Genomic DNA, 26,043 nt, shown 5'->3' on the forward strand with positions numbered 1-26,043 from the left:
TCATCGTCGCGGGGATACCCGCGTTCACCTCGGCAGGTTAAGATCGGCACCCGCGGCGGAGGGAGAGCCGATGGCACCGGTGGTCACGGCCATGAGCCGCAGCGTCACTCGCCCTCGCGCTCCGCGAACACCGCCAGGGCAACCTGGTACGTGTCGAAGGCGCGGGCCGCACCCGCGTACGCCTCCAGGTGCACGAAGAGGTCGACGATCTGGTCCTTGGTGACGCCGACGTTCAGCGCGATCCGCAGTTGTCCGCGCAGGGGTTCGTGGGTGCCCAGCGTGGCGGCGATCGCGACGGAGACCAGCGCCCGGCTCCGGTCGTCGAGGGCGGTCCTGGTCCAGGAGTCACCGAAGGTGTGGGCGGTGGCCAGGGCACGGAAGTCCGCGCCCGAGGCCGGCTCGCCTGGGCCCATGGGAATCACCAACGGTGTACCGAGGAGGCGTTCTGCGTTGTCGAGGGCGCGCTGTTGTGCCTGCTCGTCCACGTCGCACTCCTCCAGCCCTGCTCGCCGGCCCGGCGGCCCCGCCGTCGCTACGCCGATAATCACCCGATTTCCCGGAACATGGGGCGGTTACCCGCAAATGGCGGCCGTCGGGGGCGACACTTGAGCAAAGGAAAGTTACCTGCTTCAATGCGGTGGGAGCACCGGGCCGTCATACCTATCACCCAGCACCGTGACGGGAGACGACCATGCTCCGCAAACCCCTCGGTCAGGCCGTACTGGCCACGCTGGCCGTACTGATCGGGCTCGCGATCGCGACGCCCACCCTTCCGGCCGCCTCCGCGCCGGTCACCGCCCTCGCCCCGGTCAGGATCATGCCGCTCGGCGACTCGATCACCGGCTCGCCCGGCTGCTGGCGGTCCATGCTCTGGAACAGGCTCCAGAGCACCGGCTACACCAACGTCGACTTCGTCGGCACGCTCGGCCCGCAGGGCTGCGGACAGCCGTACGACGGCGAGAACGAGGGCCACGGCGGGGCTCTGGTGACCAACGTGGCCAACCAGAACCAGTTGCCCGCCTGGCTGTCGGCCACCCGACCGGACATCGTGCTGATGCACTTCGGCACGAACGACGTCTGGAGCAACGTCGCACCGGCGACCATCCTCACCGCGTACGGCAAGCTGGTCGACCAGATGCGGGCCAGCAACCCGGCGATGAGGGTCCTGGTTGCCAAGATCATCCCGATGGCGCCGAGCACCTGCGCGGAGTGCGGCCAGCGGGTGGTCGCCCTGAACGACGCCATCCCCGGCTGGGCCGCCGCGAAGAGCACCACCGCGTCACCGGTCGTGGTGGTGGACCAGTGGACCGGTTTCAGCACCGGCAGTGACACCTACGACGGGGTGCACCCGAACGCCGCGGGCGACCAGAAGATGTCCGACCGCTGGTACCCGGCGCTGACCGCCGCGCTCAACGGCGTCACCCCGACGACGAGCCCGACCGCCACCCCGACACCCACCCGTACGCCCACGGCGAGCCCGACTCCGACCCGTACCCCGACAACCGGGCCACCGACCACCCCGCCGCCGACAACAACCGCACCCCCGATCGGCGGCTGCACCGCGACGTACCGGGTGATCGGGCAGTGGCAGGGCGGCTTCCAGGCCGAGGTGACCGTACGCAACGGGAGCACCGGGGTCTTCGCCGGTTGGGCCGCCTCCTGGAGCTTCGGTTCCGGTCAGCAGGTCAGCCAGGCGTGGAACACCACGCTGACCCAGTCCGGGACGAACGTGTCGGCTCGCAACGTGGGCTGGAACGGCAACCTGGCGCCGGGAGCGACGGCAACGTTCGGTTTCCTCGCGAGTTGGAACGGCTCGAACCCCGTACCGACGGTCACCTGCACCGCCTGAACCCATGACCGTTGCCGGTTGAGGGTACGAAACACGAACGGTCACGACAGCACGGACGGCCCGGACCTTGATGGTTCGGGCCGTTGTCGCTGACCGGTCGACCGCACGGTTCCGACCCGACCAACCTCGCTTCCGAGACCCAGGAGTCAGCGGCGCAGGGCGGTCTCCCGCTCCATGTGCGACAACTTCTCCGGGTTGCGCACCGCGTAGATGCCGGTGACGAGGCCGTCGTCGATGCGCACCGCGAGAACGCTGTCGATCTCGCCGTCGATCCGGAGAATCAACGCCGGACAGCCGTTGACCTGCGCCGGCCGCAGCGACGCCAGGGCCGCGACCCTGGGCAGCCCGGCGGCGAGTACGCGGGCCACCCGGTCGGCGCCCACGATGGGCCTCGGCACGGCCTGCTTGACTCCGCCACCGTCACCGAGAAGAACAACATCGGGTGCGAGGATGTCGAGCAGACGTTGCAGGTCACCCGTTTCGGTGGCCCGCTGGAACGCCTCCAGCGCGTTCCGGGTCTCGGCCGGGGTGACGACTCCGCGCGGTCGGCGCGCCGCGACGTGTGCCCGTGCCCGGTGGGCGATCTGGCGGACCGTTGCCGCGCTCTTGTCCACGGCTTCCGCGATCTCGTCGTACCCGAGGTCGAACACCTCGCGCAGGACGAACACCGCCCGCTCGGTGGGCGTGAGGGTCTCCAGCACCAGCAGCATCGCCATCGAGACGCTCTCGGCCAACTCGACGTCCTCGGCCACGTCGGGCGCGGTGAGCAGCGGCTCGGGCAGCCAGGAGCCGACGTAGGACTCCCTGCGGCGGCCGAGCGTACGCAGCCGGACGAGTGCCTGACGGGTGGTGATCCGGACCAGGTAGGCCCGCTGGTCCCGTACGGTGTCGAGGTCGACGCCCGCCCACCGCAGCCAGGTCTCCTGGATGACGTCCTCCGCGTCGGCGGCCGAGCCGAGCATCTCGTAGGCGACGGTGAACAGCAGGTTGCGGTGGGCGAGGAACGCCTCGGTGGCCGGGTCCGGACGGTCGTCGCGGCTGCCGCCCCGGCCGCGATCGTCGGCTGCGGTTCGCGACGTGCCGGTCATGAGGGGCTCCTCTTCACGTTCGACTGGGTCACCCACCAGACACCGGGGACCGTCGTCCTGTGACACCGGGACGCTACCGATGTTCGTCACCTGTCGGTGGCACTCGTCACGTCCCCGGTGCTGTCACAGGGCCCGTGCCGCCGGCATCTCGTGTTCGTCAAGTGCTGCGACAGCACCCGCGACACCACGAGTGAGGACGGAAGTCATGGAACCCCGCATCGACCTGTTCAGCAACGAGATCGGCGCCAAGTTCGCCAAGCGGTTCGCCAACGCCGGCCTGGTGATCGTCCAGTCGCCCCTGCCGAAGGCCACCCAGGAACTGGTAAGCCTGCGCGCCAGCCAGATCAACGGCTGCGGTTGGTGCATCGACATGCACACCAAGGAGGCCACGGCCGCCGGGGAGAGCGCGGTCCGGCTCCACCTGGTGGCCGCCTGGCGCGAGTCCACCGTGTTCACCGAGGCCGAGCGGGCCGCCCTGGCACTGGCCGAGGAGGGCACCCGGCTCGCCGACGCCCACCAGGGCGTGTCCGACGAGACCTGGGACCAGGTACGCAAGCACTACGACGACGACCAGACCGCCGCGCTGGTCGCCCTGGTTGCCCTGATCAACGCGGCCAACCGGCTCGCCGTGATCGTGCACCAGAGGGGCGGCTCCTACGAGCCCGGCCTGTTCGCCGCGTTCAACCGGTAGACGGGCGAATCTCGCACGCCAGCGTGCTTCCGCCCGGCGCGTGAGATTCGGCCCGGCCCGGCCCGGGAACGATCGATCCGGGCCGGGCCCGCGCAGGCGGGCGATGATCGATACTGTGCCCCGGTGGCCCATACACAGCTCACCGCCGAGTTGGTGGTCGACGGTCGTGCTCCGCGCACACCGGCGCTGTCGCCGGACGGCAGGTGGGTCGCCTACGTGGTCGCACCGGGCGGGCAGGCCGGTGATCATCCCGTCAGCGAACTCTGGGTGGCCGCCGCCGACGGGACAGGGTCGCCCCGACGATTGACCTCGGGAGAGGCGCACGATTCGGCGCCAAGATGGGCCGCGGACTCGGTGGTGGTCTACTTCCTCTCCGACCGGGCCGAGCGTGGCACGGCGCAGGTACACCGGGTCGGGCTGGTCGACGGTGTGGTGCAGGCGCTCACGTCCTGGTCCGGTGGAGTGTCGGGTCACCTCCCGCTGGCCGATCCCGACCTGGTCGTCGTGATCGCGGCCGACGAACCGTCGGCCGAGGACGAACGTCGGGCCAGGGAACGCGACGACGCCCGGGTGTGGGGCGAACGCGTACGCCCGGACCGGCTGCGCCTGCTCGACGTGCGGAGCCGGGAGGTCCGGACACCGGACGGGTTCGGGAATCGCCATGTCGTCGAGGTGGCCCGACGGCCCGACGACGGAACGCTGGCGGTCCTCACCTGGTCGACCCCGGACGTGGACCCGGGCCTGGTCGATCCCGGTCTCCACCTGCTCGACCCGGACGGTGGCGGGACACGCGACCTCGGCCCGGCCGCCGCGGACGCGTCGTCGCTCGTCTGGTGGTCCGCGGACGACGGCTGGCACCTGGCGTATGTCGCGAAGACCCCACCCACCCTGGTGGGCGGACACGCGGTCCTCGACGTCGCCGTGCCGGTGAGCGGGCCGGTGGGCGAGCACCGCAACCTGACCGCCGGCCTGACCTGCTGCCCGATCCACCTGGTCCAGGTCGACACCGGTCCGCCGCTGGCTCTGGTCGCCGACGGGCTCGACACCGCGATCCACCGGCTCGATCCGGTCGGGCCCGACTTCGTCGAGGTGTACCGGGTCCACGGCCTCGCCATGTCGTTGACCACGAACCGGCACGGTGACGCCGTCGCGGCGGTGCTCAGCACGTCCTACGAGCCGCAGAACGTCCACGCCGGTCCCACTCGCGGGCCGCTGACGAGGCTGACCGACCTCAGGCCCGAACTCCGGGACATCCGTTGGGGTGTCCAGGAGCGCCTGTCGTACGAGGCATCGGACGGGCTGACCCTCGACGGCCTGCTGATCCTGCCCGCCGGCCGGTCCCGCGAGGACGGGCCCTTTCCACTGGTGACACTGGTCCACGGCGGCCCGTACGACCGGCACGACGACCGGCTCAAGCTCGGCTGGTTCCCGTCCGGCCAGGGCCTCGCGACCGCCGGCTACGCCGTGTTCCTGCCGAACCCGCGCGGTGGCAAGGGTCACGGCCACGACTTCGCGGTACGCGTCGCCGGTGCGGTCGGCCTCGAGGAGTGGACCGACATCTGCGCCGGAATCGACCTGCTCGTCGCCGACGGCGTCGCCGATCCCGACCGGCTGGGCATCGGCGGCTGGAGCCACGGCGGGTTCATGGCCGCATGGGCGGTCGGGCAGACCGACCGGTTCAGGGCCGCCGTGATGGGAGCCGGAATCAGCGACTGGGGAATGCTCGCCGCGACCGGGGAGGAGGGGCCGTTCGAGTCCGCCCTGGGCGGCAGCAGCGGCTGGGAAGGAACGGGTCCGCACCGCCACGACCGGCTCAGCCCGATCTCGTACGCGTCCGGGGTCCGCACGCCGGTGCTGATCCTGCACGGCGAGGACGACACGAACGTTCCGGTGTCACAGGCGGAGTTCTTCCACCGCGCGCTACGCAGGTTCGGCGTCGAGCACACGTACGTCGTATATCCCCGCGAGGGTCACCGGATCCGCGAGCGCAACCACCAGCTCGACGTGCTCCGCCGCACCCGGGCCTGGTTCGACCGGTGGCTCGGATGACCCCGACGAGCAGCCCGTCCGCCGGCACCGCGACCGCCGGGGCGGACGAGGGCGGGGCGCCAACCGGTTGAACCGGTGACACCCCGCCCCGTTACACCCTCCGCCACGACTGCGGGAGGTCCCGTCGTCGGTGGCTCAGGCGGTGCAGGTGGCGCCGTTCAGCTTGAATCCGCTCGGTGGTGGGCTGGACGAACCGCTGCTGATGAAGCCGATCGTCGCGGACGCGCCCGGTGCCAGCGAGCCACCCCATGTCGGTGCGGTGGCTGTGGCGGTACTGCCGCTCTGCGAGACGGTGGCGTTCCAGCCCTGGCTGATGGTGTTGCCGCTGGGCATGGTCCAGCTTGCCGTCCACGGGTTGACCGCCGCGGTGCCGTTGTTGCGTACGGTCACCGTGGCCTGGTAACCGCCGGACCAGGAGCTGTCGACGCGTACCGAGCCGGTGCACGCTCCCCCACCGGCGGGCGGGGTGGTCGGAGGTGCTGTGGTGGGTGGCGGAGTCGGCGGTGCGGTGGTCGGCGGCGGGTCGGTCGGGCCGCCGTTACCGCCGAAGTTGACGTCGGAGCAGTTGTAGAACGCCTCCGGGCTGTCGGAGCGCTGCCAGATCGAGTAGATGATGTGTCGCCCGCTCTTGTTGGGCAGGCGGGCGTTCCAGACGTACTCGGCGCCCGATGCCCCGCTGCCCAGCGGAGGGTTGGTGATCTGGTCGAACGGCGTCGCGTCCAGATCCGACCACTTCAGCGGCGCGTTCGGGTTCCACCCGTCCCGGGTGACGTACTGGTACCAGGTGCCGGGGTGCGGGGCCCAGGCGTTGTACCGGAACGTGATGGCCGCGCCGGACTGGAGGTTCGTCGTGGGCCAGTCGGCCGAGGCCGCGTTGTACGCGGCGTACTTCGTCGTCCCGGCACCGCAGAGCGCGCCGTCCGGGATGATCTCCCGGTGCCGGCCGGCCGCGTTGCTGATGAGGACGGCGAAGAAGTCCCACAGCGGCTGCTTGCCGCCCTGTGCCACCGCCGCGGCACAGGCGGGGTTGGTGGGGTTCAGGTCGCCGCCCCCACCGGCGCGACCGTCGAGGTAACACGCGTACGTACGGGTCGCGGGATACGTCATAGCCCCGTGGGCCAGTACGGCATCGGGCTTGAGGAGCAGCGGGAGCCCGCTGCCCAGGATCGCGGCGGCGGCGATGACCGCCAGCCTGCGTCTGATTCGCAACGCACTTTCCTTTCGGTGCGGCCACGGCCGTCACTCGCGCGTCCGCCCGGAGGACGGGTCGCGGAAGCTGCGGGAACGTGGGCTCGGGCCACCGTAGGAGTTGCACCCGGGTGCCCGACGCCGAAGATCTGGACGGTGTCTCGCGTCCGCACCACTCGGTCCGCATCCGGAGCGTCGCCCACCTCGCTCCGTGCCCGGGAACCGTCGGCGCAGACGGCCACTCGCGACCGGCACGCACCGACATTCGACCACAGGGCGGTCCATTAAGCAATGTACGTCGATGGAACCGCCCCCCGTCGTACACATGGAACAGCGGGCCCGACCTCCGCGAGGAAGGTCGGACCCGCTGGTTGCGGAGCCGTTCACCCGGATCCGGCAGCGACAGCTACCGGCGCCGGGAGTTGCTCACCAGGACCAGTAGCTGGGCTGGGTCTGCGGGTTGAACTCCTTGTACGGCTGGAGCTTCGCGGTCCAGGTACGCCAGTCGTTCAGGTCGAGCACATCCAGGCCCTTCTGGATGTCGTTCGAGTAGATGTAGCCGTTGTAGTAGTACGCCGACCACGATCCACCCGTCACCAGGCGCGTGTCCGAGAGCGGACCCCGCTCCCAGTAGGCGATTTCCTTCGGCTCGGCCGAGTTGGTGAAGTCCCAGACCGAGATGCCGCCCTGGTACCACGCCTGCACCATGATGTCGCGGCCGAGCACCGGGATCAGCGAGCCGTTGTGGGCCACGCAGTTCTCGAAGTTCGTGTTCTCCCGCGGAATCTTGTAGTAGCTACGGAAGACCAGCGCACGACCGTCGCCCCGACCGGTGATGTCGTAGATGCCGTCGGCGCCACGGGTGGCACCGATCGTCGGGTTGCAGGTCGGGCCGCCGCCGCCACCGAGTTCGTCGGTGAAGACGACCTTGGTGCCCGCGTTGTTGAACGTGGCCGAGTGCCAGAACGAGAAGTTCACGGTGTCGCGTACCGAGCTGATCACTCGGGGCGCTTCCCGGTTCTTGATGTCGAACAGCACACCGTCGCCCATGCAGGCGCCCGCCGCGAGGTCCTTCTCCGCGTAGACGGTGATGTCGTGGCAGCCGGCGGTCGCCGAGCTGCCGTTGCCACCCGGGTTACCGCCCTCCGGGAAGAGCACCGGCGTGGCCACCACAGCGGCGTCCGTCGGCTTCTTCAGCGGGACCTTGATGATGGAGATCAGGTCGTGCGGCGGCTGGCAGTCCGGGAAGGCGGCGTTCGGGCTGTACGAGGAGACGTACAGGTAGACCGTCTTCTTGTCCTTGCTCGGAACCAGGGTGTGGGTGTGCGACCCGCACTTGGTCTCGACGGACTTGATGTAGCGGGGGTTCTTCTTGTCCTTGATGTCGAAGATCTTGATGCCCTCCCAGGAGGCGGGGTTCGCCGCCGACTGGGACGTGCTGGCACACGAGTCATCGCTGCGGGACGAGTCGGTCGACAGGAACAACAGGTCACCGTGGACGGTGATGTCGTTCTGCGAGCCGGTGCAGAGCACCTGCGACACGACCTTCGGCGACCGCGGGTTCTTGACGTCGAAGATGACGAACCCGTCGTAGTTGCCGCTGAAGGCGTAGTTCCCCGAGAAGGCGAGGTCGCTGTTGAGGGCGGCCTCCGTGTTGAACGGGCCCACCTTCGGTACGTTGGCGATCTGGCGCAGGTTCGGGCTGCTCGAGATCTCATCGACACCGGGTATGGCGTCCACGGTGGGCGGAGCGGGGGTCCGCTCCTGGGCACTGCTGGGCGGAGCGGTCGCCACGCCGAGCACGAGCAGGGCACTCGCGGCAAGCCCGACGATGCGGAGTCGCCGCGACCCTGGTGGGGAAAGGTTGAACATCTGGCGGCACCCTTCGAAAGGGGTTAACGATGTTGAGGACCTTACCTAACCCATCAATTCCTCGATGTGATGAGTATCACATCGAGGAACTCGCGCGTCACCTGGCTATTATCCAAGACGATCTTCGACGAGGAGAGACCAGATGACTGGAACAAGCCGACGGCGGATCGTCCTCGTCGCCCTGGTGGCACTGCTGGTGGTCGGCGGCATCGCCGCCGTACAAGGGTTCTCCGGTGGTTCGTCCACTGACGACCGTACCGCCGGGGCCACCGCCGGCGGCACCCCGAGCCCCTCCGTGGGCACCGGCGGGGACGCTCCGGTGATCATGCCCGGCCGGCCCGGCGAGTCCGCCTCGATCGCGCCGCCCGGTGAGCAGGTCGCACCGAACACACCGCGTTACAACACAATGGACGCGGAGTACATCCGGATGATGATCCCGCACCACAGCCAGGCCCTGCTGATGACCGAGCTGGTGCCCGACCGCGCCGCCGACCCCCGGATCAAGGTGCTGGCCGGACGGATCAAGGACACCCAGGGGCCCGAGATCCTGCGTATGCGCGGCTGGCTGGAGTCGTACGGGCTGGACCCGGACGAGGACAAGCGTCGCGGCCACGACCACGGCACGATGGCCGGCATGCAGAGCCCCGAGGCGATCGCCCGGCTCACCGCCGCCCGCGGCGCCGAGTTCGACCGGCTGTTCATCGAGATGATGACCAACCACCACCAGGGCGCGATCGACATGTCGATCAACCTGCTCAAGGTCGGCGTCGACCTCATCGTGGAGGAGATCGCCACCGCCGTCGCGTCCGAGCAGAACATCGAGATCCAACGCATGCGTGGGCTGCTGACCGAGTAGGGGGCGCCACCCCGGGGTGGTGGTCGCCGGGACACCGGGCCGCCGGCCACCACCGGCCGTGGACTGCCTAAGCTGATCCGATGGCCGAGGAGCTGGACGAGGAAACCCTGGCGTTCGCGCACCGGATGTTCGACCTCGCACGCGAGGGCCGGACCGAGGAACTGGTCGGCAACGTGGCGGCCGGGCTCCCGGTCAACCTGACCAACGACAAGGGCGACACGCTGCTGATCCTGGCCGCGTACCACGCGCATGCCGACACCGTCGCCGCGCTGCTGAGCCACGGCGCCGACCCGGCCCGGACCAACGACCGGGGACAGACGGCACTCGCCGCGGCCGTCTTCCGCCGCTCCACCGGGACCGTCAGCGCCCTGCTGGACGCCGGCGCCGTCCCGACCCAGGGCAGCCCGTCGGCGATCGAGACGGCCCGGTTCTTCGAACTGCCCGACATGCTCGCGCTGCTGCAACGCGCCTGACCGGTCGTCGCAGTCGTTCGGTCGCGGCGTTTGACCGGGCCCAGGACGGGTAGCCGGCCGGCCATGACGACCCCGCAGACACCGGACGCCCTGCTCGTCGGAGGGCCCCGGGACGGCACGCTGTTCAGCGCCGAGGACGCCTCGAGCGTCGAACTGGAGATCGACGGGTTGGTCCAGCGCTATCTGCGTACCGACCGGCAACACGACCGGGACGGCACCCCGATGGTGGTGTTCGCCTACGACGGCGTGACCGACGCGGGCGTCACCCAGGCCGAGGTCGAGGCGAGCGACCAGGTATACAGGGCGGGTGGATGATCCCGTACACCGGCAGATGCGGACCGCGGCGACGGCGCTGCTGAGCGCGCTCGCCGGCCCGGAGCGCGAACTCGCGGCCCGCCCCTTCGACGCGGACGCGGACCGGCGATGGATCGAGTACCGTCCCCGACCCCGGCCCGGGGCCTGCATCGCCGACCTGGACCGGACCGCCCGCAAGGCCGCGCACCGGCTGCTCGCCACCGCGCTGAGCCCGCACGCGTACGCCCAGGCGATGGGCATCATCGCGCTGGAGGAGGTGCTCGACCGGCAGGAGGACTGGCGCCGGCAGCGGCACAGTGACGACTACTGGGTGGCCGTCTTCGGCGACCCGGACCGGGACGACCACTGGTCCTGGCGGTTCGAGGGGCACCACCTCTCGGTGACCATGACCGTCCTGGACGACCAGGTCTTCCCCACCCCCGTCTTCCTCGGCGCCAACCCCGCCACGGTCAGCTACGCCGGGCGGCCGATCAGCCGCCCGCTCGCCCCGGAGGAGGATCTGGCCCGCGAGCTGCTGGACGCGATCGGCCCGGTCGGCCGGGCCGCCGCGATCGTCTCCGACCGGGCGCCGGACGACCTGCGCAGTGGCCCCTCGCCGGTGGCGCCGGCCCGGATCGAACCGCTCGGGTTGCGGGCCGCCGGGCTGGGTTCGTCCGCGCGGGCGATGCTGGACCAGCTGGTCGCCCTCTACCTCGACCGGCTGCCGCCGGAACTGGCCGCCCGTGAGGCGGTACGGGTCGCCGGCGGCGACCTGCACTTCGCCTGGCAGGGCCCGACCGTCCCCCGGCAGCGGCACTACTACCGGATCCAGGGCGACGACCTGCTGATCGAGTACGACAACACCAGCGAGGACGGCAACCACCCGCACACGGTGCTCCGCCGCCCGCACAGCGACTTCGGCCACGACGTCCTGGCCGCCCACCGCGCCGCCGTCCCCCACTGACCGCCGCCCTCTCCCCCGCACCCGCCCAGGACCGCTCTCGTAGAGAAAGAGTGGCAATTCCGGGCCCGATAGCACCTCTTTCAGGGAATTAGCGCTGGTCGGGGAGCGGTGCGCGGGGTGGGGGTCAGGTGCGGTGGGGGTGGGGGGCGGGTTCGAAGTCGGGACGGAGGGTGTCGAGCGAGCCGGGTTCGCCGCCGCCCTGGTCGAAGCGGCGTACCAGGACGGCGCCCAGCCACACCCCGACCGCCCCGACCGCCAGCGCCAGCAGTTCGACCGCGACCAGAACACCGGTGGCGGCGTACTCGGGTGAACCGGAGCGGATCAGGCAGGCGAAGACGAACAGCACCGCCACCCCGGCGTTGACCAGGTTGAACGTGATCGCGGTCCGGCGGGTACGCCCGTCCGGGACGTCCCAGAGGTCGACGAGTCCGGCCCCGGCGGCCAGTGCCGCGGCGACCAGCGCAGCCACCACCGTCCAGTAGCCGACCTCACCGAGGAACGTCGGACCGCCCGCGAGGTAGGTCAGGTCGAAGACCACGGCACTGACGAACAACCCGAACGGGAAGGTCACCAGCATCGGTTGGATCGGGTGACCCTGCACCCGCAAACGGCTCTCCACGGCGGCGACCTCCCCGGTTCGTTCATCGACTACCGTCAGGCCCTACCCCGCACGGTATCGCGCCGAACCGGATTTCCGACACGCTGTGTATCGCCTTCCGACGCGATCAGCGAGAATCTCCCGGCGCGCCGCCCGCGGCGCGCCGGGAGAAGATCACGACGTACGCGACCGGGCCAACGATCGGACCAGCCGCTCGGCCACCTCCCGCAACGGGATCGACAGGGCTCCCGAGGTACGCCGGAGCACCTGCAACGCCTCGGGCGCGGAACAGCCCCGCTCGGTCATGATCACCGCGATCGCCTGGCCGACCAGCTCACCGTTGGCCAGGGTCCGGTCCAGCTCACCGCTGAGCGCGTGCTGCCTGGCCCGGTCCCGGACCGAGGCGAGCAGCAGCCCGGCATGCTCGGCGAGCAGCATGGCTGTCACCTGCCGCTGCTCACCGAGCGCCCCGGGCTCACGCGCGTAGAGGTTGATCGCCCCCACCACATGATCGTCGACGTCGACCGGGGCGGAGATCACCCCCCGTACGCCGAGCGCCCGCGCCCGCCGGGTCCAGCCCGGCCACCGGGACTCCCTGCGCAGGTCGGCGACGTGCACCAGATCCCGGGTACGGATCGCGGTCAGCGCCGGCCCGTCCGTGCCGTACTCGATGTCGTCCAGACTCCGGGAGGCCGGATCGGACGCCACCACGGCGGCCGGCGCCCCGGCCCGCAACACGGTCACCCCGCACCAGGTCACCCCCGGAATGGCCCGTTGGCTGGTCCGGACGAGTCGCTCCAGGGCGTCGTCGAAGTCGTTGCTCGCGATCAGCCCGGCGGTCAGTTCGCGCAGCAGGGCGGCGGTCTCCAGCACACCCAGCGTCTCGGTGGGGTGCGCCGCCCGGATCTCCAGGCTCACCGGGCCGGGGCCCAGGCCACCACCGCGTACCGCGCGGCACGCCCCGCTCGTTCGCTCGCCTCGGTCATGTCTCGCCTTTCCCCGGCCTGATCGGACCCGCCCTACTACCCGTGCGGGCCGAGGATCAAACCGGGAAAAGCGAGGGCCCCGCCCACCGACCTGCGGTGTGCGGGGCCCCGGCTTCCGGTCAGCGGGAGGCGGCGGTGAGCCGCCGGCCGACCGCGGCGATCAGGCGGTCCAGTTCCGACCCGAACGGGTTGTCGTGGACCAGGTACGTCCAGGTCGCGCTCGGCCGGACCAGCTCCGACTCGTCCGGCTGCCAGTCCTCGCCGATCTCGGCCTCCTCGAAGGTCGCCACCGTCCGCGTCTCGATCTCCGGTACCAGGGCGGTGAACGCCGGTACGGCCGCGCGGTGGAACTCGTCGAGCGGGTCGAGCCGGCCCAGGGCACGCAGGTGCACACCCTCCCGGACCTCGGAAAGCTCGGCCAGGTGCTCGGCCCAGAGCCGGTCGAGGTGGTAGAGCGCGATCGACCGGGCGGCCCGGGACAGCACCTCGGAGTCGATCTCCTCGGTCTTCTCCGGGAACCGGTTCTTCAGCATGTCGGCGGCGACGTCACTGCTCAGCAGCCGCTCGCGACGCTCGGCCAGGGCCTTGCGCTGCTGCTCGATCACCACGCTGTAACGCCAGGTGTTGCGGTGGATCTCGTGGTTGACCCCCTCCGCGACCCGCTGGGCGTGCTCGACCGCGAAGTCGACCTGTTCGTCCTGGACCAGACCGTCGGCGTTCATCTTCGGCGAGGGCGGGATCGCGTCCGAGGCGTGCCGCAGGACCAGCTCGTCCTCGAGGCTGACGAAGAAGACCGACCGACCGGGGTCGCCCTGCCGGCCGGCCCGGCCACGGAGCTGGTCGTCGACCCGGCGGCTGTCGTGCCGGCCGCTGCCGATGACGTACAGGCCGCCGAGTTCGGCGACCCGGTCCCGGTCGGTCTGCTCGCTGCCGCCGAGCCGGATGTCGACACCCCGACCGGCCATCTGGGTGGAAACGGTCACCGCGCCGTACGCACCGGCCTCGGCGATGATCGCCGCCTCTTCGGCGTCGTTCTTCGCGTTCAGCACCAGACAGGGCACGTCGGCGGCGAGCAGCGCCTTGGACAGGCTCTCCGACTCCTTGACGTCGAGCGTGCCGACCAGCACCGGCCGGCCCGTCTCGTGGCTCTTCTTGATCTCGGTGACCAGGGCCTCCTCCTTCTCGGCCCGGGTGGCGTAGATCCGGTCCGGCTCGTCCACCCGGACACACGGGGTGTTCGGCGGGATCACCGCGACCTCGAGCGAGAAGAACTCCCGGAGCTGGTCACCGACCAGGACCGCGGTGGCCGTCATGCCGCACACGGTCGGGTAGAGCGCGACGTACGCCTGCACGGTGATCGTGCCGAGGACCTCGCCCTCGGCGGTGGCGGTGAGTCCCTCCTTGGCCTCGACCGCCGCCTGGAGACCGTCCGGCCAGCGGCGGCGCTGGGCGACCCGGCCGCGCATCTCGTCGATCAGCTCCACCGCGCCGTTACGGACGATGTAGTCCACGTCCCGGTGCAGCAGGGCGTGCGCGTGCAGCGCCACGTTGACCGCCGAGAGCTGTTCCATGTTCTCGTCGGCGTAGAGGTTGACGTCCTCGAGCTTCGCCTCGATCACGGACAGGCCGGTGGTGGTGAACGCCACACTGCGGCCGTCGTCGGCGATCTCGTAGTCCTCCCCGGCACGCAGCCCGCGGACCAGCGCCGCGGCGGCGTGCACCGGGTCCTGCTCGCCGGGAACCGCACCGGCCAGCACCATCGGCACCCGGGCCTCGTCGATCAGGATCGAGTCGGCCTCGTCGACGATCGCGGTGGTCAGCTTCGGCTGCACCCGGTCCTCGAGGTCGGTGACGAGTTGGTCGCGGAGGTAGTCGAAGCCGGCCTCGCTGACCGAGACATAGGTGACGTCGGACGCGTACGCCGCGCGACGCTCCTCGGGGGTCGACGCCTCGGTCACCCAGCCGACGCTCAGCCCAAGCAGCCGGTAGATCGGCTCCATCCACTCGGCGTCCCGGCGGGCCAGGTAGTCGTTGACGGTCAGCACGTGCACCGGGCCGTTGCCGCGCCGAACGTGCCCGTACGCGGCGATCGTGGCGGTCAGGGTCTTGCCCTCACCGGTGGCCATCTCGGCGACCTTGCCGGCGAGCAGCGACATCGCGCCGAGCAGCTGTACGTCGTACGGCCGCTGGTCGATGCCGCGGCGGGCGGCCTCGCGGCCGACGGCGCAGATCTCCGCGAAGTCCTCGGCCTTGCCGGCCGCCTCGGTCAGCTCGGCGTCGTCGAGGGCCGAGAGTTCCTCCTCGCGCGCCTCGATCGCGGGCAGCAGCTTCTCCAGCGGCGCCAGATCCACCGTGCTACCCGGCCGCTGCAAGAAACGCCGGAACCTGCTCTTCAACCGTGTCGACACACCCATGAGCGGCAACGGTAGCCGACTTCGGCGCAACTGTGCGGCCCGGCTTGCCGCAGCGGTATGTCCGGTCCGGGAACCCCTGGTCAGCGGCTCAGCCGACGAGAAGCTGATGCGCGGCGAGCTCCCGGTACAGCGGGCTGGTCTCGGTCAGTTCCAGGTGTGGTCCGACCGCCACCACCCGGCCCGCGTCGAGGACCACTATCTGGTCCGCGTCGACCACCGTCGCCAGCCGGTGCGCCACGATCAACAGGGTCCGGTCGGCGGCGACCGCGTCGATCGCCCGACGCAGGGCCGCCTCGCTGCGCGCGTCGAGGTTGCTGGTCGGTTCGTCCAGCAGCAGGACCGGCGGGTTCGCCAGCAGCGTACGGGCGATCGCCAGGCGCTGGCGCTCCCCGCCGGAGAGCAGCACCCCGCCCTCGCCGACCTGGGTGTCCAGCCCCAGCGGGGAGCGTTGCACCACCCGGGTCAGGTTCACCTCGGCCAGTACGGCGAGCAGGCGCTCCTCGGTCGCGTCCGGCGCGGTCAGCAGCAGGTTCTCCCGCAGCGTCCCGGCCAGCACCGGTGCCTCCTGCTCGACGTACCCGAGTTGGGCGCGCAGCGCGTCGCGGGACAGGTCGCGGATGTCCACCCCGCCGACCTTCACGTGGCCGTCGGTCACCTCGTAGAAGCGCTCGACCAGCGCCAGCAGGGTCGACTTGCCGGCGCCGGAGGGGCCGACGAGCGCGGTCCGGGTGCCGTACGGCACGGTGAAGCTCACCTCGTGCAGCACCGGCCCGGCGTCGGCGTAACCGAAGCTGACCCGGTCGAACTCGACCGCTGCCGCCGTGGCAGCGGCCGGGCGGCGGGGCGGCGGCAGGACCGCCGGGGTGTCCCCCGCGCCCTCCACCGGCAGGTCCAGCACCTCCTCGATCCGCTGCAACGCCCCCAGACCGGTCTGCAACTGGGTGTAGGCGTTCAGCGCCTGTCCCAGCGGGAGCACCAGGAAGAACAGGAACATGATGAAGGCGACCAGGTCACCGACGCTGATCGCACCGGTCGCCACCCGGGCGCCCCCGACACCGAGGACCACCAGGAAGGCGCCCTGGACGGCGGTCATGCTGACCGGTCCGATCAGCGCCTGTATCCGGGCGACCCGCAGACCGGCCGCGTACGCCTGGGTGGCCGCCGTACCGACCCCGTCGGTCTCGCGCTCCTCGGCCCTGCTGGCCCGGATGGTGCGGGCCGCGGAGATCGCCCGTTCCACCGCCGAGGTCATCTCGCCGACCCGCGCCTGCGCCTGCTCGGACAGGCCGCGCACCCGGCGGGCGAAGAAGAGTGCGACGCTCAGGCCGACCCCTACCCCGGCGAGGGTCACGCCGAACAGCAGCGGGTCGAGCAGGATCATCGCGGTACCGGCACCGAGCACCATGACAAAGCCGGTGACGGTCTCGAACAGGCCGGAGGTCACCACCGCCCGCAGCAGGGTGGTGTCGGCGCCGACACGGGACAGCAGGTCACCGGTGCGACGCTGGTCGTACTCGACGATCGGCAGCCGGAGCAGGTGTCCGGCGAGGCGGTGTCGGGTGCCCAGGACCAGTCCCTCGGCGGTGCGCTGGAGCAGATAGTCGCGTACGCCGTCGAGGGCCGCGCCGACGACGAGCAGGGCGACCAGCAGACCCACCAGCCGGGTGACCGGCTGCGCGGCGCCGATCGCGTCGAGCACCTCGCGGGTGAGCAGCGGTTGGACCAGCGCCGCCCCGGCGCTGAGCAACGACAGCACGGCGACGACGAACAGGGTGCCTCGGTGCGCCCGCAGGTAGGGCAGCAGCGCCGGCAGGCCGACGCGCCGGGCGGTGGGGGGCGCGGTCATGGACTCCACCGTAACCGGGCCGACCAGCCTCCCGGCCCGCGCGACGCGCCGCCGGAGGGCACGACCTGGCGCTCCGGTCGGGGTCAGCAGGCGAGCACGACCTGGAGTTCCTGCCGTCGGCCGGCGGCCAGGTCGGCGAGGAGGACGGGGCCGTCGTCGAACGGCACGATCGCCGACACCAGGTGCTCGGCGACGAGTTCGCCGTACGCCCGGAGCAGGGCGACGGTCTCGCCGGAGAGCCGCTCGCGGTCCCAGGTCGGTGCGAGCCCGCGCGGCACCCGGCCGATCTGCGCGCAGCGCAGGGTGAGCCCGTTGTGGTGGAACTCCTCGCCGAGCCGGACCTGCTCCGCGCCGGACTGGTAGAACGCCAGGTCGACCACGGTCCCCTGAGGGCGTACCAGGCGCAGGGCCAGCCGCAGCGCACCGCCCTGCCCCCGGCACTGGAACACCACGTCGGCGCCCCGGTCCCCCGGTCCGTGCGCCCATCGCGTCTTGAGCAGCACCGCCGGATCACCGAACCCCTGATCACTATCGGTCAGCGGGCCCGGGTCCAGCGTTTCCAGGCCGAGCGCGGCGGCCACCGCCCGACGCGTCGGGGTGGGATCGAGGACCACCACCGACGCCGCGCCGTGATGCCGGGCGAGCAACGCGGTGAGCAGGCCGACCACGCCGGCACCGGTGACCGCCACCCGGCGCCCGCGCACCCCGTCGCCGACGGTACGGACGTCCGGGCCGAACAGGTCCGCGGCGGCGTGCAGGAGCCCGTTCACGCAGATCGGACCCATGTGCGCGACGTAGATCCCGAGCAACGGGTCCAGGTCGCCGGGCAGTGGCACGAACCGGTCGACCAGCGGATCGGCCAGGTAGCCGGTGCGGTGCCCGTAGACCATCGCCCCGATGGTGCCCTCGGTGACCGCCGGGGTCCGGCTCTCGGTGACCTGGCCGACCTCCATGTAACCGAGCCGGTTCACCGGATAGGCGGCGGCGGGCTCACCCGGCTGGAAGAGCCCCAGGTCGGCGTTCCAGCCGGCCGAGAGGTACGGGTTGGTGCCCTTGACATAGCTCAGCTCGGTGCCGGCCGAGATCCCGGTGTAGAGGGTCCGGACCCGGTAGGTGTCGGGCCGCAGCGGCCCGGGTTCCTCCTCGCGGATCGCCACCTCACCCGGCCCGGACACCACGATCACCCGTTCAGGCATCGAGCCCTGATCCGACCCTGGCGCCGTGGGTGGCGGCCGCGAGCGCCTCGACCGCCGGGGCGATCCGTACCGGACGCCCGGTCGCCGCCGACCGCGCCACCGCGCACGCCAGCCGGTGGGTAAGCAACGCCTCCGGGTACGGGACCCGGATGTCGTCCCCGATGCCGCGTACGGCGTCGACGAAGGCCCGGTCCACCGCGATCCGGGCAGCCTCCGGATCGGCCGGCAGCCAACCCTCCCCGGCCCCGTCCCGCCACGCCAGGCCGTCCTCGCCGAGGGTCAGCACCAGCCCGTCCGCGACGATCTCCACCCCGGCCCGGTGCTTCCAGCCGAGGGTGCAGCCGGAGACCAGGGTGCCCACCGCCCCGGTCGTGAAGCGCAGACTCGCCGTGGTCACCGAGTCGATGTCGGCCCCGTCCACGTCCGGCGGGAAGCCGTCGCCGTACGCGCTCACCTCGGTCGCCTCCCCGGCCACCAGCCGGAGCAGGTCGAGCACGTGGGCGGCCTGCTCGACCACCGGGCCACCGGAGAGCTCCCGCCGGCTCCACCAGGACACCGGCGGCACCTTGTCCAGCCACGCACCGCCGACCATCCGTACCGGACGGCCGGCCAGCAGGTCCCACATCCGGTCCAGGACGGTCAGGTAACGCCAGTGGTGGCCGACCGCGGTGAGGATCCCCCGTTCGGCGACGAGGCCGGCGATCCGCTCGGCGGTCGCCAACTCGGCGGCGACCGGCTTCTCCACGAACATGGGCAGTCCGGCGGCGATCACCGCCTCCTCAGCCGGGCCGTGCGCGAACGGCGGAACGCAGACGTAGACCGCGTCCAGGTCCGCTTCCAACAGCGTGGCGACGTCCGGGTACGCCGGAGCGGCGTGCTGGTCGGCCAGGCGCTCGCAGGCGTCGGGCAGTACGTCGGTGACGCCGGTGAGGTGCACGTCGGCAAAACCGGCCAGGACCCGGGCGTGACGCTGCGCCACATTCCCCGCGCCGATGAGGCCAATACGACACCTGGCCATCAAACCGACCTCCGCTCAGGCCCCAGTGACATCATCGGACACCTGTTGCCACGACAGGGGCGACATCAAACGTTCATCGGGACGAGACAGGAAATAGCAGATTTTGGTGATCAATATGTTAGAGCGTCACCGGTTAGTCGGGTCCCCGTCCGGGAAATCCGCTAACGCTTCGATCGACTCATGACTTGGGGGTGGGCCTGTGCGGCACTCGCAAACGACCGTCTCACCCGTGGTGGAAGCCTGGTCCACGTACCGTACCGGCTCGGCTCGGCAGTGGACCGCGCATCAGCTCGGCCGGGCCAAGGGCGACACCACGGTCAGTGTGGTCATACCCGCTTTCGATGAGGAGGCGACCGTCGGCGCGATCGTGGCGACGATCCGCGAGCACCTGGTCGAACGGGTGGCACTGGTCGACGAGGTGATCGTGGTCGACTCCCGGTCCAGCGACCGCACCGCCGAGGTCGCCGCCGCCGCCGGGGCGCGGGTGGTCAGCCAGGACGAGGTGACCCGGGGGCTGCCCCGGCTCGACGGCAAGGGTGACGCCCTCTGGGCCGGCCTGGCCGCGGCGGCCGGTGACGTGATCGCCTTCGTCGACGCCGACCTGCGCGAGTTCCGTCCGCACTTCGTCACCGGGCTGCTCGGGCCGCTGCTCACCGACCCGTCGGTCTGCTTCGTCAAGGGCTTCTACCACCGTCCGCTGATCGAGGCGGGCACCGTCGAGCCGGACGGCGGCGGACGGGTCACCGAACTGATGGCCCGGCCCCTGTTCAACCTGTTCTGGCCGGAACTCGCCGGGTTCGTCCAGCCACTCGCCGGTGAGTACGCCGGCCGCCGCGAGGTGCTGGAGCGGGTCCCGTTCGTCTCCGGGTACGGCGTCGAGACGGCGATGCTGATCGACCTGCTCGAACTGGTCGGGCTCGACGCACTGGCCCAGGTGGATCTCGGCGAACGCCTGCACCGGCACCAGGACACGGCGGCACTGGGGCGGATGTCGGCCCAGATCATGCTGACCGCGTGGTCCCGGCTGCACCGGCAGGGTCAGGTCAGGTCGAAGACGCCGCCTGCCACCCTGCTCACCCAGTTCCGCCGGGGCGGCACGGAGACGCTGCCGAACCTGGAGCGGGAGATCGTGGTCAGCGACGTGTCGGTGCAGGAGCGCCCGCCGTTGATCCAGTTCCGCGAGACGATGCGGCGTTGGCAGGGCGAAGCGGTGCCGCAGTGAGCCGGGCCGGGTCCCGATGGGGCTGACCGTGCTGATGAACGCCGGACCGTGGCTGTCCGTACCACCACCGGGCTACGGCGGGATCGAGAACGTGGTCGCCACCCTCGTGCCCGAGCTGCGACGGCTGGGCGTACGGGTGGTGCTGGCCTCGGTCGGCTCCAGCACCCTGGCCGCGGACGAACGGCTGTCGGTCTTCGCCGACGGCCAGTTCCCGTCGTTGCAGCGGCCGTACAACCAGGTGTGCGGGATCGCCCAGGCGCACCTCGGCGGGGTGGTCCGGGCCGTACGCGGGCGCGACGACATCGACCTGGTGCACGACCACGTGGAGGCGGTCGGCCTGGCCACACTGGCGGCGATGGGCCCGGACGGGCCGCCCGTACTGCACACCCTCCACTGGGATCTGGGCAAGCACCCGGACCTCTACGGGCAGCTCGACGGCGGGGACCGGGTACGGGTCAACGGCGTCTCGGCAGCGCAGTTGGCCCGCGCCCCGGCGGCACTGCGCGCCCACTCGGTCGGTCACGTGCACCTGGCCACCCCGCTGGCCGTCGACGCGGACCGCCGGCCGGCGGTGGAGAAGGGCGAGCACGTGGTGGTGCTCGGGCGGATCAACCCGGGCAAGGGGCAGGACGTCGCCGCCCGGCTGGCCCACCGGGCCGGCTTCCCGCTGGTGCTGGCGGGACCGGTCGGCCCGTACCACCGGCCGGAGGACCTGGCCGCCGCGGACGAGCAGGCCCGCCAGAACCCGGACGTGCGGTACTGGGACGAGCGGGTGGCGCCGCACGTCGACGGGGTCCGGGTCCGGTGGGTCGGTACGGTCGCCGGCCGGGACCGTGACGACCTGGTGGCGAGCGCCCGCGCGACCCTGTTTCCGCTGCGGTGGGAGGAGCCGGGCGGGACGGCGGTGGTCGAGTCCCTGGCGCTGGGCACACCGGTGGTCGCGACCGCGCGCGGTTGCCTGCCCGAGCTGGTCGCGCACGGGCGGACCGGACTGCTCACCGACGACGAGGACGAGTTGGCCGACCTGCTGGTCGCCGCCAGCCTGATCGACCCGGACGAGTGCCGGCGGGAGGCGGCGCGCCGGTTCACCCCGGCGGTCATGGCGGAGCGCTACGTCGAGCTCTACCACCGGGTCCGGTCACTGGCCGGACCCGTACTGCGGGCCGCCTGAGCCGGCTGCGGAACAAGGGCAACACGGGCCGGCGGGGACGTTTGTCCGGTGGCGTACCGGGAATCCGGCCGGCCGGCGGACGGAGGTACGGCAATGGCCGGAGAGTTCCACGCCCCGACCGGCGGATCCACCGAGGCGACGCGCGGATCGTCCGGACCGGCGCTGGTCCGGATCTCGGCGGCGACGGTGGGAGCGGTGTTCCTGCTGATCGGTGTGCTCGGTTTCATCCCCGGTGTCACCACCGGGTACGACCGGCTCGGCTTCGCGGGGCACGCCTCCGGCGCCGAGCTGTTCGGGGTGTTCCAGGTGTCGGTCCTGCACAACCTGGTGCACCTGGCGTTCGGGCTGGCCGGGATCGCGCTGGCGCGTACGGTCGCCGGGTCTCGGGGGTTCCTGGTCGGCGGCGGCGCGGTCTACCTGCTGCTGTGGCTGTACGGCCTGGTGATCGGGCACGAGACCGCAGCGAACTTCCTGCCGCTCAACCGGGCCGACGACTGGCTGCACTTCGGCCTCGGGCTCGGCATGATCGGCCTCGGGCTGTTGACCACCCGCGCACCGGTCGACCGGTGACGGGGACCATTCTCCCCACCCGGCAGGTCCGAACGGGGACGGCCGGGGTCCGGTGTCGCCACGCCAGCCGGTCGGCGGGGCGGCACCGGAGGCCCGGTCCGGTGTGCCCTCCACCGGTTCACGGCCCGACGGTGCGATCGGGGCCCGACGGCTCGAAGATGCCGTCCCGAGGGGCGGCGTCCCGGTAGACCGAAATTTCCCGACCTGCCGGGTTTCGACCCGCGCAGACCGGGTAGCCACGCCCGTCCTTTCTGCGGTGATGACGGGGTGAGAAGCGATGCCGAAGCGGGTAACCACCGAGCCGGAACGCGAACGAGGGCCGATCGTGCTGGCACCGGCGCGCTTCGGCGGGTACCCCGGACCCATCAGGTCGTCGATCCGGGGCAGCCACCTGATCAAGCTGCTGGGCACCACGGACGCGAAGCAGATCGGCATCCTCTACCTGATCACCTCGTTCGTGTTCTTCATCCTCGGCGGCGTGATGGCGATGCTCATGCGGGCCGAGTTGGGTCGCCCAGGACTCCAGTTCCTCTCCAACGAGCAGTACAACCAGCTCTTCACCATGCACGGCACGATCATGCTGCTGCTCTTCGCGACCCCGCTGGTGTTCGCGTTCGGCAACTACGTCGTACCGCTGCAGATCGGGGCGCCGGACGTCTCCTTCCCCCGGCTGAACGCGTTCGCGTACTGGCTGTACCTGCTCGGCGGCTCGCTGGTGATGCTCGGTTTCCTCACCCCCGACGGGGCGGCCGACTTCGGCTGGACCGCCTACACCCCGCTGAGCCGGGCCCAGCACAGCCCCGGCATCGGACCCGACATGTGGGTGATCGGCCTGGTCGTCTCCGGCCTCGGCACCATCCTCGGCGCGGTCAACATGATCACCACGATCATCACCCTCCGGGCGCCCGGCATGACCATGTTCCGGATGCCGATCTTCACCTGGAACATCCTGCTCACCGCGGTCCTGGTGATCCTGGTCTTCCCGCTGCTCGCGGCCGCGCTGCTGGCGCTCTACGCCGACCGCCGGATCGACGCCCATGTGTACGATCCGGCCACCGGCGGCCCACTGCTGTGGCAACACCTGTTCTGGTTCTTCGGCCATCCCGAGGTCTACATCGTCGCGTTGCCGTTCTTCGGCATCATCACCGAGATCATTCCGGTCTTCTCCCGCAAGCCGATCTTCGGCTACAAGGGCATCGTCTTCGCCACCATCGCGATCACGGTGCTGTCGATGACGGTCTGGGCCCACCACATGTTCGGCACCGGGCAGGTGCTCCTGCCCTTCTTCAGCATCCTGAGTTACCTGATCGCCGTACCGACCGGGGTGAAGTTCTTCAACTGGATCGGGACCATGTGGAAGGGGCAGATCAGCTTCGAGACGCCGATGCTGTTCGCCATCGGCTTCCTGGTCACCTTCCTGTTCGGCGGGCTCACCGGCGTACTGCTGGCCAGCCCGCCGGTCGACTGGCACGTCACGGACACCTATTTCGTGGTGGCGCACTTCCACTACGTACTGTTCGGCACGATCGTGTTCGCGGCGTTCGGCGGGATCTACTTCTGGTTCCCGAAGATGACCGGGCGGATGCTCGACGAACGCCTCGGCAAGCTCCACTTCTGGACCATGTTCATCGGCTTCCACGGCACCTTCCTGGTCCAGCACTGGCTGGGCAACGAGGGCATGCCCCGCCGGTACGCCGACTACCTGCCCACCGACGGGTTCACCGTGCTGAACATGGTCTCGACGATCAGCTCGTTCATCCTCGGCGCCTCGACCCTGTTCATCATCTACAACCTGTGGAAGTCGTACCGGTTCGGTCGGATAGTGGCCGTCGACGACCCCTGGGGCTTCGGCAACTCGCTGGAGTGGGCGACCAGTTGCCCGCCACCGCTGCGCAACTTCGACCGGATGCCCCGGATCCGCTCCGAGCGCCCCGCCTTCGACGCCAAGTACGGCCCACTGGTGGCCGATCTCGGCCGGGATCTGCCGCAGCGCTCGACCAAACCGCCACAGGACATCGGGGACGAGTTGCACGCCGAGCAGCACCACGGCTCGGACAAGTCAAGCCCCGAAGGCGCGTACGGTGCCCGCGAGGCGACCCGCTGGCAGCCCGATCCGCGCTCGGGTGCCCGCCCGATCGAGGTCCCGGAGCCCGAGGAGGTACGCCGGCCGAGTTTCGAGCCGAGCGCGCCGGACGTGCACCTCGACAACGACCGGGGCGGCCCGAGCAGTGAGCACTGGCGTACCGGCCAACCGCCGGAAGAGGGCGGGAAGGGCTGAGTCGATGCCGGCGAGGTGGTGGCCCGGACCGGCGGGCGGTGGTGACGATCCCACCGCCCGGCGGTCACTCGTGCAGCGGTGCCAGTCCGGCCGAGGCGAGCGAGTGCCGTACGCCGGGCTGGGCCCGGGTCAGCTTCAGCGCCACGCCGCTGCGGGCGGCCGCGTCCCGGCCCGCGATCAGCGCCGCTATCCCCCCGGGCTCGAGCAGTCCCACGTCGACCAGGTCGACCACCACCTCGGTGGGCTGCCCACTGCTCACCGCATCGACGACCGCGCGGCGCAACTGGTCGCTGGTGTCGCGGTCGAGTTCGCCGCCGATCGCGATGACCGTACGATCACCGGACTGGCGGACCGACAGCCGGGTCTCCGGGGCGTCCGGATCCACTCCGCCGGCCTGCCAGGGTGCGGGGGCGTCGGCGAGCATGGCCTGGCGCAGCCAGGTGAGCGCGCGGGAGAGCAACCGGGAGACGTGCATCTGGGAGATGCCGAACCGGGCGGCGATCTCGGCCTGGGTCTGGTTGCCGTAGAACCGCATGGCCAGGATGCGCCGCTCCCGCCAGGGCAGCCGGCCGAGCAGGCCGCTGACGGTCACCCGGTCGTCCACCGACTCCAGGTCGGCGTCGGACTCCCCCACCAGGTCACCGAACTCGGCCGAGCTCTCCCCGCCGACCGGCGCGTTGAGCGAGGCCGGGCTGTAACCGGCGGCGGATTCGAGGGCCGCGAGGATCTCCTCCTGCGGGGTTTCGAGCCTCGCCGCCAGTTCGGCCACCGTCGGCGCCCGGGACAGTTCGCTGGTCAGCGCGGCGGTCGCCTGGCCGACCTCGAGGATCAGGTCGCGCAGCCGGCGCGGGACGTGCACCCCCCAGGTGCGGTCCCGGAAGTGCCGCTTGATCTCGCCGACGATGGTGATCGCGGCGTAGGCGGTGAACGAACCGCGTTCCGGGTCGTACCGGTCGACGGCGTTGACCAGACCGAGCCGGGCGACCTGTTCGAGGTCCTCCAACGGCTCGCCCCGCCCCCGGTAGCGGCGGGCCAGCCGGCCGGCGAACGGCAGCGCGAACCGGACCAGGTCGTCACGGGCCTCCTGCCGACGCTCGTCCGGCAGGCCCTCGATCCGTGCCGCGTACGCCAGCGCGGCCGCGTCGAGGTCCTCCAGCCCGCGCTCGTTCGGCGCGGGTGTGGGCGTGGTCGTGGGTGTGTCCGTGCTCGTGGTCGTACTCGCGTTCGTGGTCGTGCCCGTGCTGATCTGTCCGAACATCCGCGCCTCCCTCAGGAAGGTCCCCCACCCGGATTTACGGAACCGGCCAGTGACGCCCTCGCCACGGTGGACCGGACCGGAGCGCGAAGATCTGACCGGAAACAGCCCAACAGCGCCCGCTCACCATTTCGTCACGTAGCGCAGTCAACCGGTTGCAGTCAG

At 71.0% G+C, this 26,043-nt stretch carries 22 protein-coding genes; 11 read left to right on the forward strand and 11 right to left on the reverse strand.

Annotated features, from left to right (window positions below; all coding sequences use genetic code 11):
- Positions 1-104 precede the first annotated feature (104 nt).
- Positions 105-485 (reverse strand): carboxymuconolactone decarboxylase family protein, encoded by a 381-nt coding sequence (locus tag OIE47_RS34240; protein ID WP_326558682.1) that lies wholly within the window; start codon positions 483-485, stop codon positions 105-107.
- Positions 486-691: 206 nt separating this feature from the next.
- Here OIE47_RS34240 and OIE47_RS34245 point away from each other — a divergent pair, with 206 nt between their 5' ends.
- Positions 692-1,849: a cellulose binding domain-containing protein gene (locus OIE47_RS34245; protein WP_326558683.1), complete on the forward strand. Its 1,158-nt coding sequence runs from the start codon at positions 692-694 to the stop codon at positions 1,847-1,849.
- A 146-nt stretch (positions 1,850-1,995) separates the two neighbouring features.
- Here the strand turns inward: OIE47_RS34245 and OIE47_RS34250 are convergent, their stop codons facing one another.
- On the reverse strand, positions 1,996-2,937 hold the full coding sequence (locus OIE47_RS34250) for an RNA polymerase sigma-70 factor (protein WP_326558684.1): 942 nt from the start codon (positions 2,935-2,937) through the stop codon (positions 1,996-1,998).
- Between the two features lie 205 nt (positions 2,938-3,142).
- Between OIE47_RS34250 and OIE47_RS34255 the strand changes: the two genes are divergently transcribed.
- Positions 3,143-3,628 carry a carboxymuconolactone decarboxylase family protein gene (locus tag OIE47_RS34255; RefSeq protein ID WP_326558685.1) on the forward strand — a complete coding sequence of 162 codons (486 nt, stop codon included), beginning with the start codon at positions 3,143-3,145 and terminating at the stop codon, positions 3,626-3,628.
- 123 nt (positions 3,629-3,751) lie between these two features.
- The gene (locus OIE47_RS34260; RefSeq protein WP_326558686.1) at positions 3,752-5,677 is read left to right on the forward strand and encodes a S9 family peptidase; all 1,926 of its coding nucleotides are present in this window, start codon (positions 3,752-3,754) and stop codon (positions 5,675-5,677) included.
- 135 nt (positions 5,678-5,812) lie between these two features.
- Here the strand turns inward: OIE47_RS34260 and OIE47_RS34265 are convergent, their stop codons facing one another.
- Positions 5,813-6,886 (reverse strand): lytic polysaccharide monooxygenase, encoded by a 1,074-nt coding sequence (locus OIE47_RS34265; protein ID WP_326558687.1) that lies wholly within the window; start codon positions 6,884-6,886, stop codon positions 5,813-5,815.
- A 405-nt stretch (positions 6,887-7,291) separates the two neighbouring features.
- Positions 7,292-8,737 carry an LVIVD repeat-containing protein gene (locus tag OIE47_RS34270; protein WP_326558688.1) on the reverse strand — a complete coding sequence of 482 codons (1,446 nt, stop codon included), beginning with the start codon at positions 8,735-8,737 and terminating at the stop codon, positions 7,292-7,294.
- Between the two features lie 142 nt (positions 8,738-8,879).
- Between OIE47_RS34270 and OIE47_RS34275 the strand changes: the two genes are divergently transcribed.
- The 4 genes from OIE47_RS34275 to OIE47_RS34290 all read left to right on the forward strand — a co-directional run bounded on the left by OIE47_RS34275 (position 8,880) and on the right by OIE47_RS34290 (position 11,324).
- Positions 8,880-9,593 carry a DUF305 domain-containing protein gene (locus OIE47_RS34275; protein ID WP_326558689.1) on the forward strand — a complete coding sequence of 238 codons (714 nt, stop codon included), beginning with the start codon at positions 8,880-8,882 and terminating at the stop codon, positions 9,591-9,593.
- Positions 9,594-9,673: 80 nt separating this feature from the next.
- Positions 9,674-10,066, forward strand: coding sequence for an ankyrin repeat domain-containing protein (locus OIE47_RS34280; protein WP_326558690.1), 393 nt, complete (start codon positions 9,674-9,676; stop codon positions 10,064-10,066).
- 63 nt (positions 10,067-10,129) lie between these two features.
- Entirely contained in the window at positions 10,130-10,381 is a 252-nt protein-coding gene (locus OIE47_RS34285; protein WP_326558691.1) for a hypothetical protein, read from the forward strand.
- 16 nt (positions 10,382-10,397) lie between these two features.
- Positions 10,398-11,324, forward strand: coding sequence for a DUF3500 domain-containing protein (locus tag OIE47_RS34290; protein WP_442792201.1), 927 nt, complete (start codon positions 10,398-10,400; stop codon positions 11,322-11,324).
- Between the two features lie 124 nt (positions 11,325-11,448).
- On the opposite strand, the gene OIE47_RS34295 is transcribed toward OIE47_RS34290, so the two are convergent.
- The 6 genes from OIE47_RS34295 to OIE47_RS34320 form a co-directional block, all read right to left on the reverse strand.
- Complete coding sequence (locus OIE47_RS34295; RefSeq protein ID WP_326558693.1) at positions 11,449-11,943, reverse strand: DUF2231 domain-containing protein; 495 nt, start codon at positions 11,941-11,943, stop codon at positions 11,449-11,451.
- Positions 11,944-12,096: 153 nt separating this feature from the next.
- A complete protein-coding gene (locus tag OIE47_RS34300) occupies positions 12,097-12,840 on the reverse strand; it encodes a GAF and ANTAR domain-containing protein (protein ID WP_326558694.1) in 744 nt (247 codons plus the stop codon).
- Between the two features lie 187 nt (positions 12,841-13,027).
- Positions 13,028-15,322, reverse strand: coding sequence for an accessory Sec system translocase SecA2 (secA2, locus tag OIE47_RS34305; RefSeq protein WP_326558695.1), 2,295 nt, complete (start codon positions 15,320-15,322; stop codon positions 13,028-13,030).
- A gap of 88 nt (positions 15,323-15,410) precedes the next feature.
- Positions 15,411-17,168 carry an ABC transporter ATP-binding protein gene (locus tag OIE47_RS34310; RefSeq protein WP_326558696.1) on the reverse strand — a complete coding sequence of 586 codons (1,758 nt, stop codon included), beginning with the start codon at positions 17,166-17,168 and terminating at the stop codon, positions 15,411-15,413.
- A gap of 83 nt (positions 17,169-17,251) precedes the next feature.
- Entirely contained in the window at positions 17,252-18,364 is a 1,113-nt protein-coding gene (locus OIE47_RS34315; RefSeq protein ID WP_326558697.1) for a zinc-dependent alcohol dehydrogenase, read from the reverse strand.
- Positions 18,357-19,382: a Gfo/Idh/MocA family protein gene (locus tag OIE47_RS34320; RefSeq protein WP_326558698.1), complete on the reverse strand. Its 1,026-nt coding sequence runs from the start codon at positions 19,380-19,382 to the stop codon at positions 18,357-18,359. Before OIE47_RS34320 ends, OIE47_RS34315 begins: the two co-directional genes overlap by 8 nt.
- Positions 19,383-19,611: 229 nt before the next feature.
- On the opposite strand from OIE47_RS34320, the gene OIE47_RS34325 reads away from it, so the two are divergent.
- The 4 genes from OIE47_RS34325 to ctaD all read left to right on the forward strand — a co-directional run bounded on the left by OIE47_RS34325 (position 19,612) and on the right by ctaD (position 24,623).
- Positions 19,612-20,604, forward strand: coding sequence for a glucosyl-3-phosphoglycerate synthase (locus OIE47_RS34325; RefSeq protein ID WP_442792023.1), 993 nt, complete (start codon positions 19,612-19,614; stop codon positions 20,602-20,604).
- A 16-nt stretch (positions 20,605-20,620) separates the two neighbouring features.
- Complete coding sequence (locus tag OIE47_RS34330; RefSeq protein ID WP_326558700.1) at positions 20,621-21,775, forward strand: glycosyltransferase; 1,155 nt, start codon at positions 20,621-20,623, stop codon at positions 21,773-21,775.
- 93 nt (positions 21,776-21,868) lie between these two features.
- Entirely contained in the window at positions 21,869-22,345 is a 477-nt protein-coding gene (locus tag OIE47_RS34335) for a DUF4383 domain-containing protein (RefSeq protein WP_326558701.1), read from the forward strand.
- Positions 22,346-22,622: 277 nt separating this feature from the next.
- Positions 22,623-24,623 (forward strand): aa3-type cytochrome oxidase subunit I, encoded by a 2,001-nt coding sequence (ctaD, locus tag OIE47_RS34340; RefSeq protein WP_326558702.1) that lies wholly within the window; start codon positions 22,623-22,625, stop codon positions 24,621-24,623.
- A 64-nt stretch (positions 24,624-24,687) separates the two neighbouring features.
- Here ctaD and OIE47_RS34345 read toward each other — a convergent pair whose 3' ends face one another.
- A complete protein-coding gene (locus OIE47_RS34345; RefSeq protein WP_326558703.1) occupies positions 24,688-25,881 on the reverse strand; it encodes a SigB/SigF/SigG family RNA polymerase sigma factor in 1,194 nt (397 codons plus the stop codon).
- Positions 25,882-26,043: the final 162 nt, after the last annotated feature.

It is taken from the genome of Micromonospora sp. NBC_01796 (assembly GCF_035917455.1).
Lineage (GTDB): Bacteria > Actinomycetota > Actinomycetes > Mycobacteriales > Micromonosporaceae > Micromonospora_G.

What these genes read in the sequence shown, in the direction of transcription:
- OIE47_RS34275 (WP_326558689.1), top strand. Translation starts at nt 8,880, where the DNA reads ATGACTGGAACAAGCCGACGGCGGATCGTCCTCGTCGCCCTGGTGGCA.
- OIE47_RS34285 (WP_326558691.1), top strand. Translation starts at nt 10,130, where the DNA reads ATGACGACCCCGCAGACACCGGACGCCCTGCTCGTCGGAGGGCCCCGG.
- OIE47_RS34290 (WP_442792201.1), top strand. Translation starts at nt 10,398, where the DNA reads ATGCGGACCGCGGCGACGGCGCTGCTGAGCGCGCTCGCCGGCCCGGAG.
- OIE47_RS34255 (WP_326558685.1), top strand. Translation starts at nt 3,143, where the DNA reads ATGGAACCCCGCATCGACCTGTTCAGCAACGAGATCGGCGCCAAGTTC.
- OIE47_RS34245 (WP_326558683.1), top strand. Translation starts at nt 692, where the DNA reads ATGCTCCGCAAACCCCTCGGTCAGGCCGTACTGGCCACGCTGGCCGTA.
- secA2 (WP_326558695.1), bottom strand. Translation starts at nt 15,322, where the DNA reads ATGGGTGTGTCGACACGGTTGAAGAGCAGGTTCCGGCGTTTCTTGCAG.
- OIE47_RS34335 (WP_326558701.1), top strand. Translation starts at nt 21,869, where the DNA reads ATGGCCGGAGAGTTCCACGCCCCGACCGGCGGATCCACCGAGGCGACG.
- OIE47_RS34280 (WP_326558690.1), top strand. Translation starts at nt 9,674, where the DNA reads ATGGCCGAGGAGCTGGACGAGGAAACCCTGGCGTTCGCGCACCGGATG.
- OIE47_RS34330 (WP_326558700.1), top strand. Translation starts at nt 20,621, where the DNA reads ATGGGGCTGACCGTGCTGATGAACGCCGGACCGTGGCTGTCCGTACCA.
- OIE47_RS34310 (WP_326558696.1), bottom strand. Translation starts at nt 17,168, where the DNA reads ATGACCGCGCCCCCCACCGCCCGGCGCGTCGGCCTGCCGGCGCTGCTG.
- OIE47_RS34315 (WP_326558697.1), bottom strand. Translation starts at nt 18,364, where the DNA reads ATGCCTGAACGGGTGATCGTGGTGTCCGGGCCGGGTGAGGTGGCGATC.
- OIE47_RS34345 (WP_326558703.1), bottom strand. Translation starts at nt 25,881, where the DNA reads ATGTTCGGACAGATCAGCACGGGCACGACCACGAACGCGAGTACGACC.
- ctaD (WP_326558702.1), top strand. Translation starts at nt 22,623, where the DNA reads ATGCCGAAGCGGGTAACCACCGAGCCGGAACGCGAACGAGGGCCGATC.
- OIE47_RS34320 (WP_326558698.1), bottom strand. Translation starts at nt 19,382, where the DNA reads ATGGCCAGGTGTCGTATTGGCCTCATCGGCGCGGGGAATGTGGCGCAG.
- OIE47_RS34270 (WP_326558688.1), bottom strand. Translation starts at nt 8,737, where the DNA reads ATGTTCAACCTTTCCCCACCAGGGTCGCGGCGACTCCGCATCGTCGGG.
- OIE47_RS34250 (WP_326558684.1), bottom strand. Translation starts at nt 2,937, where the DNA reads ATGACCGGCACGTCGCGAACCGCAGCCGACGATCGCGGCCGGGGCGGC.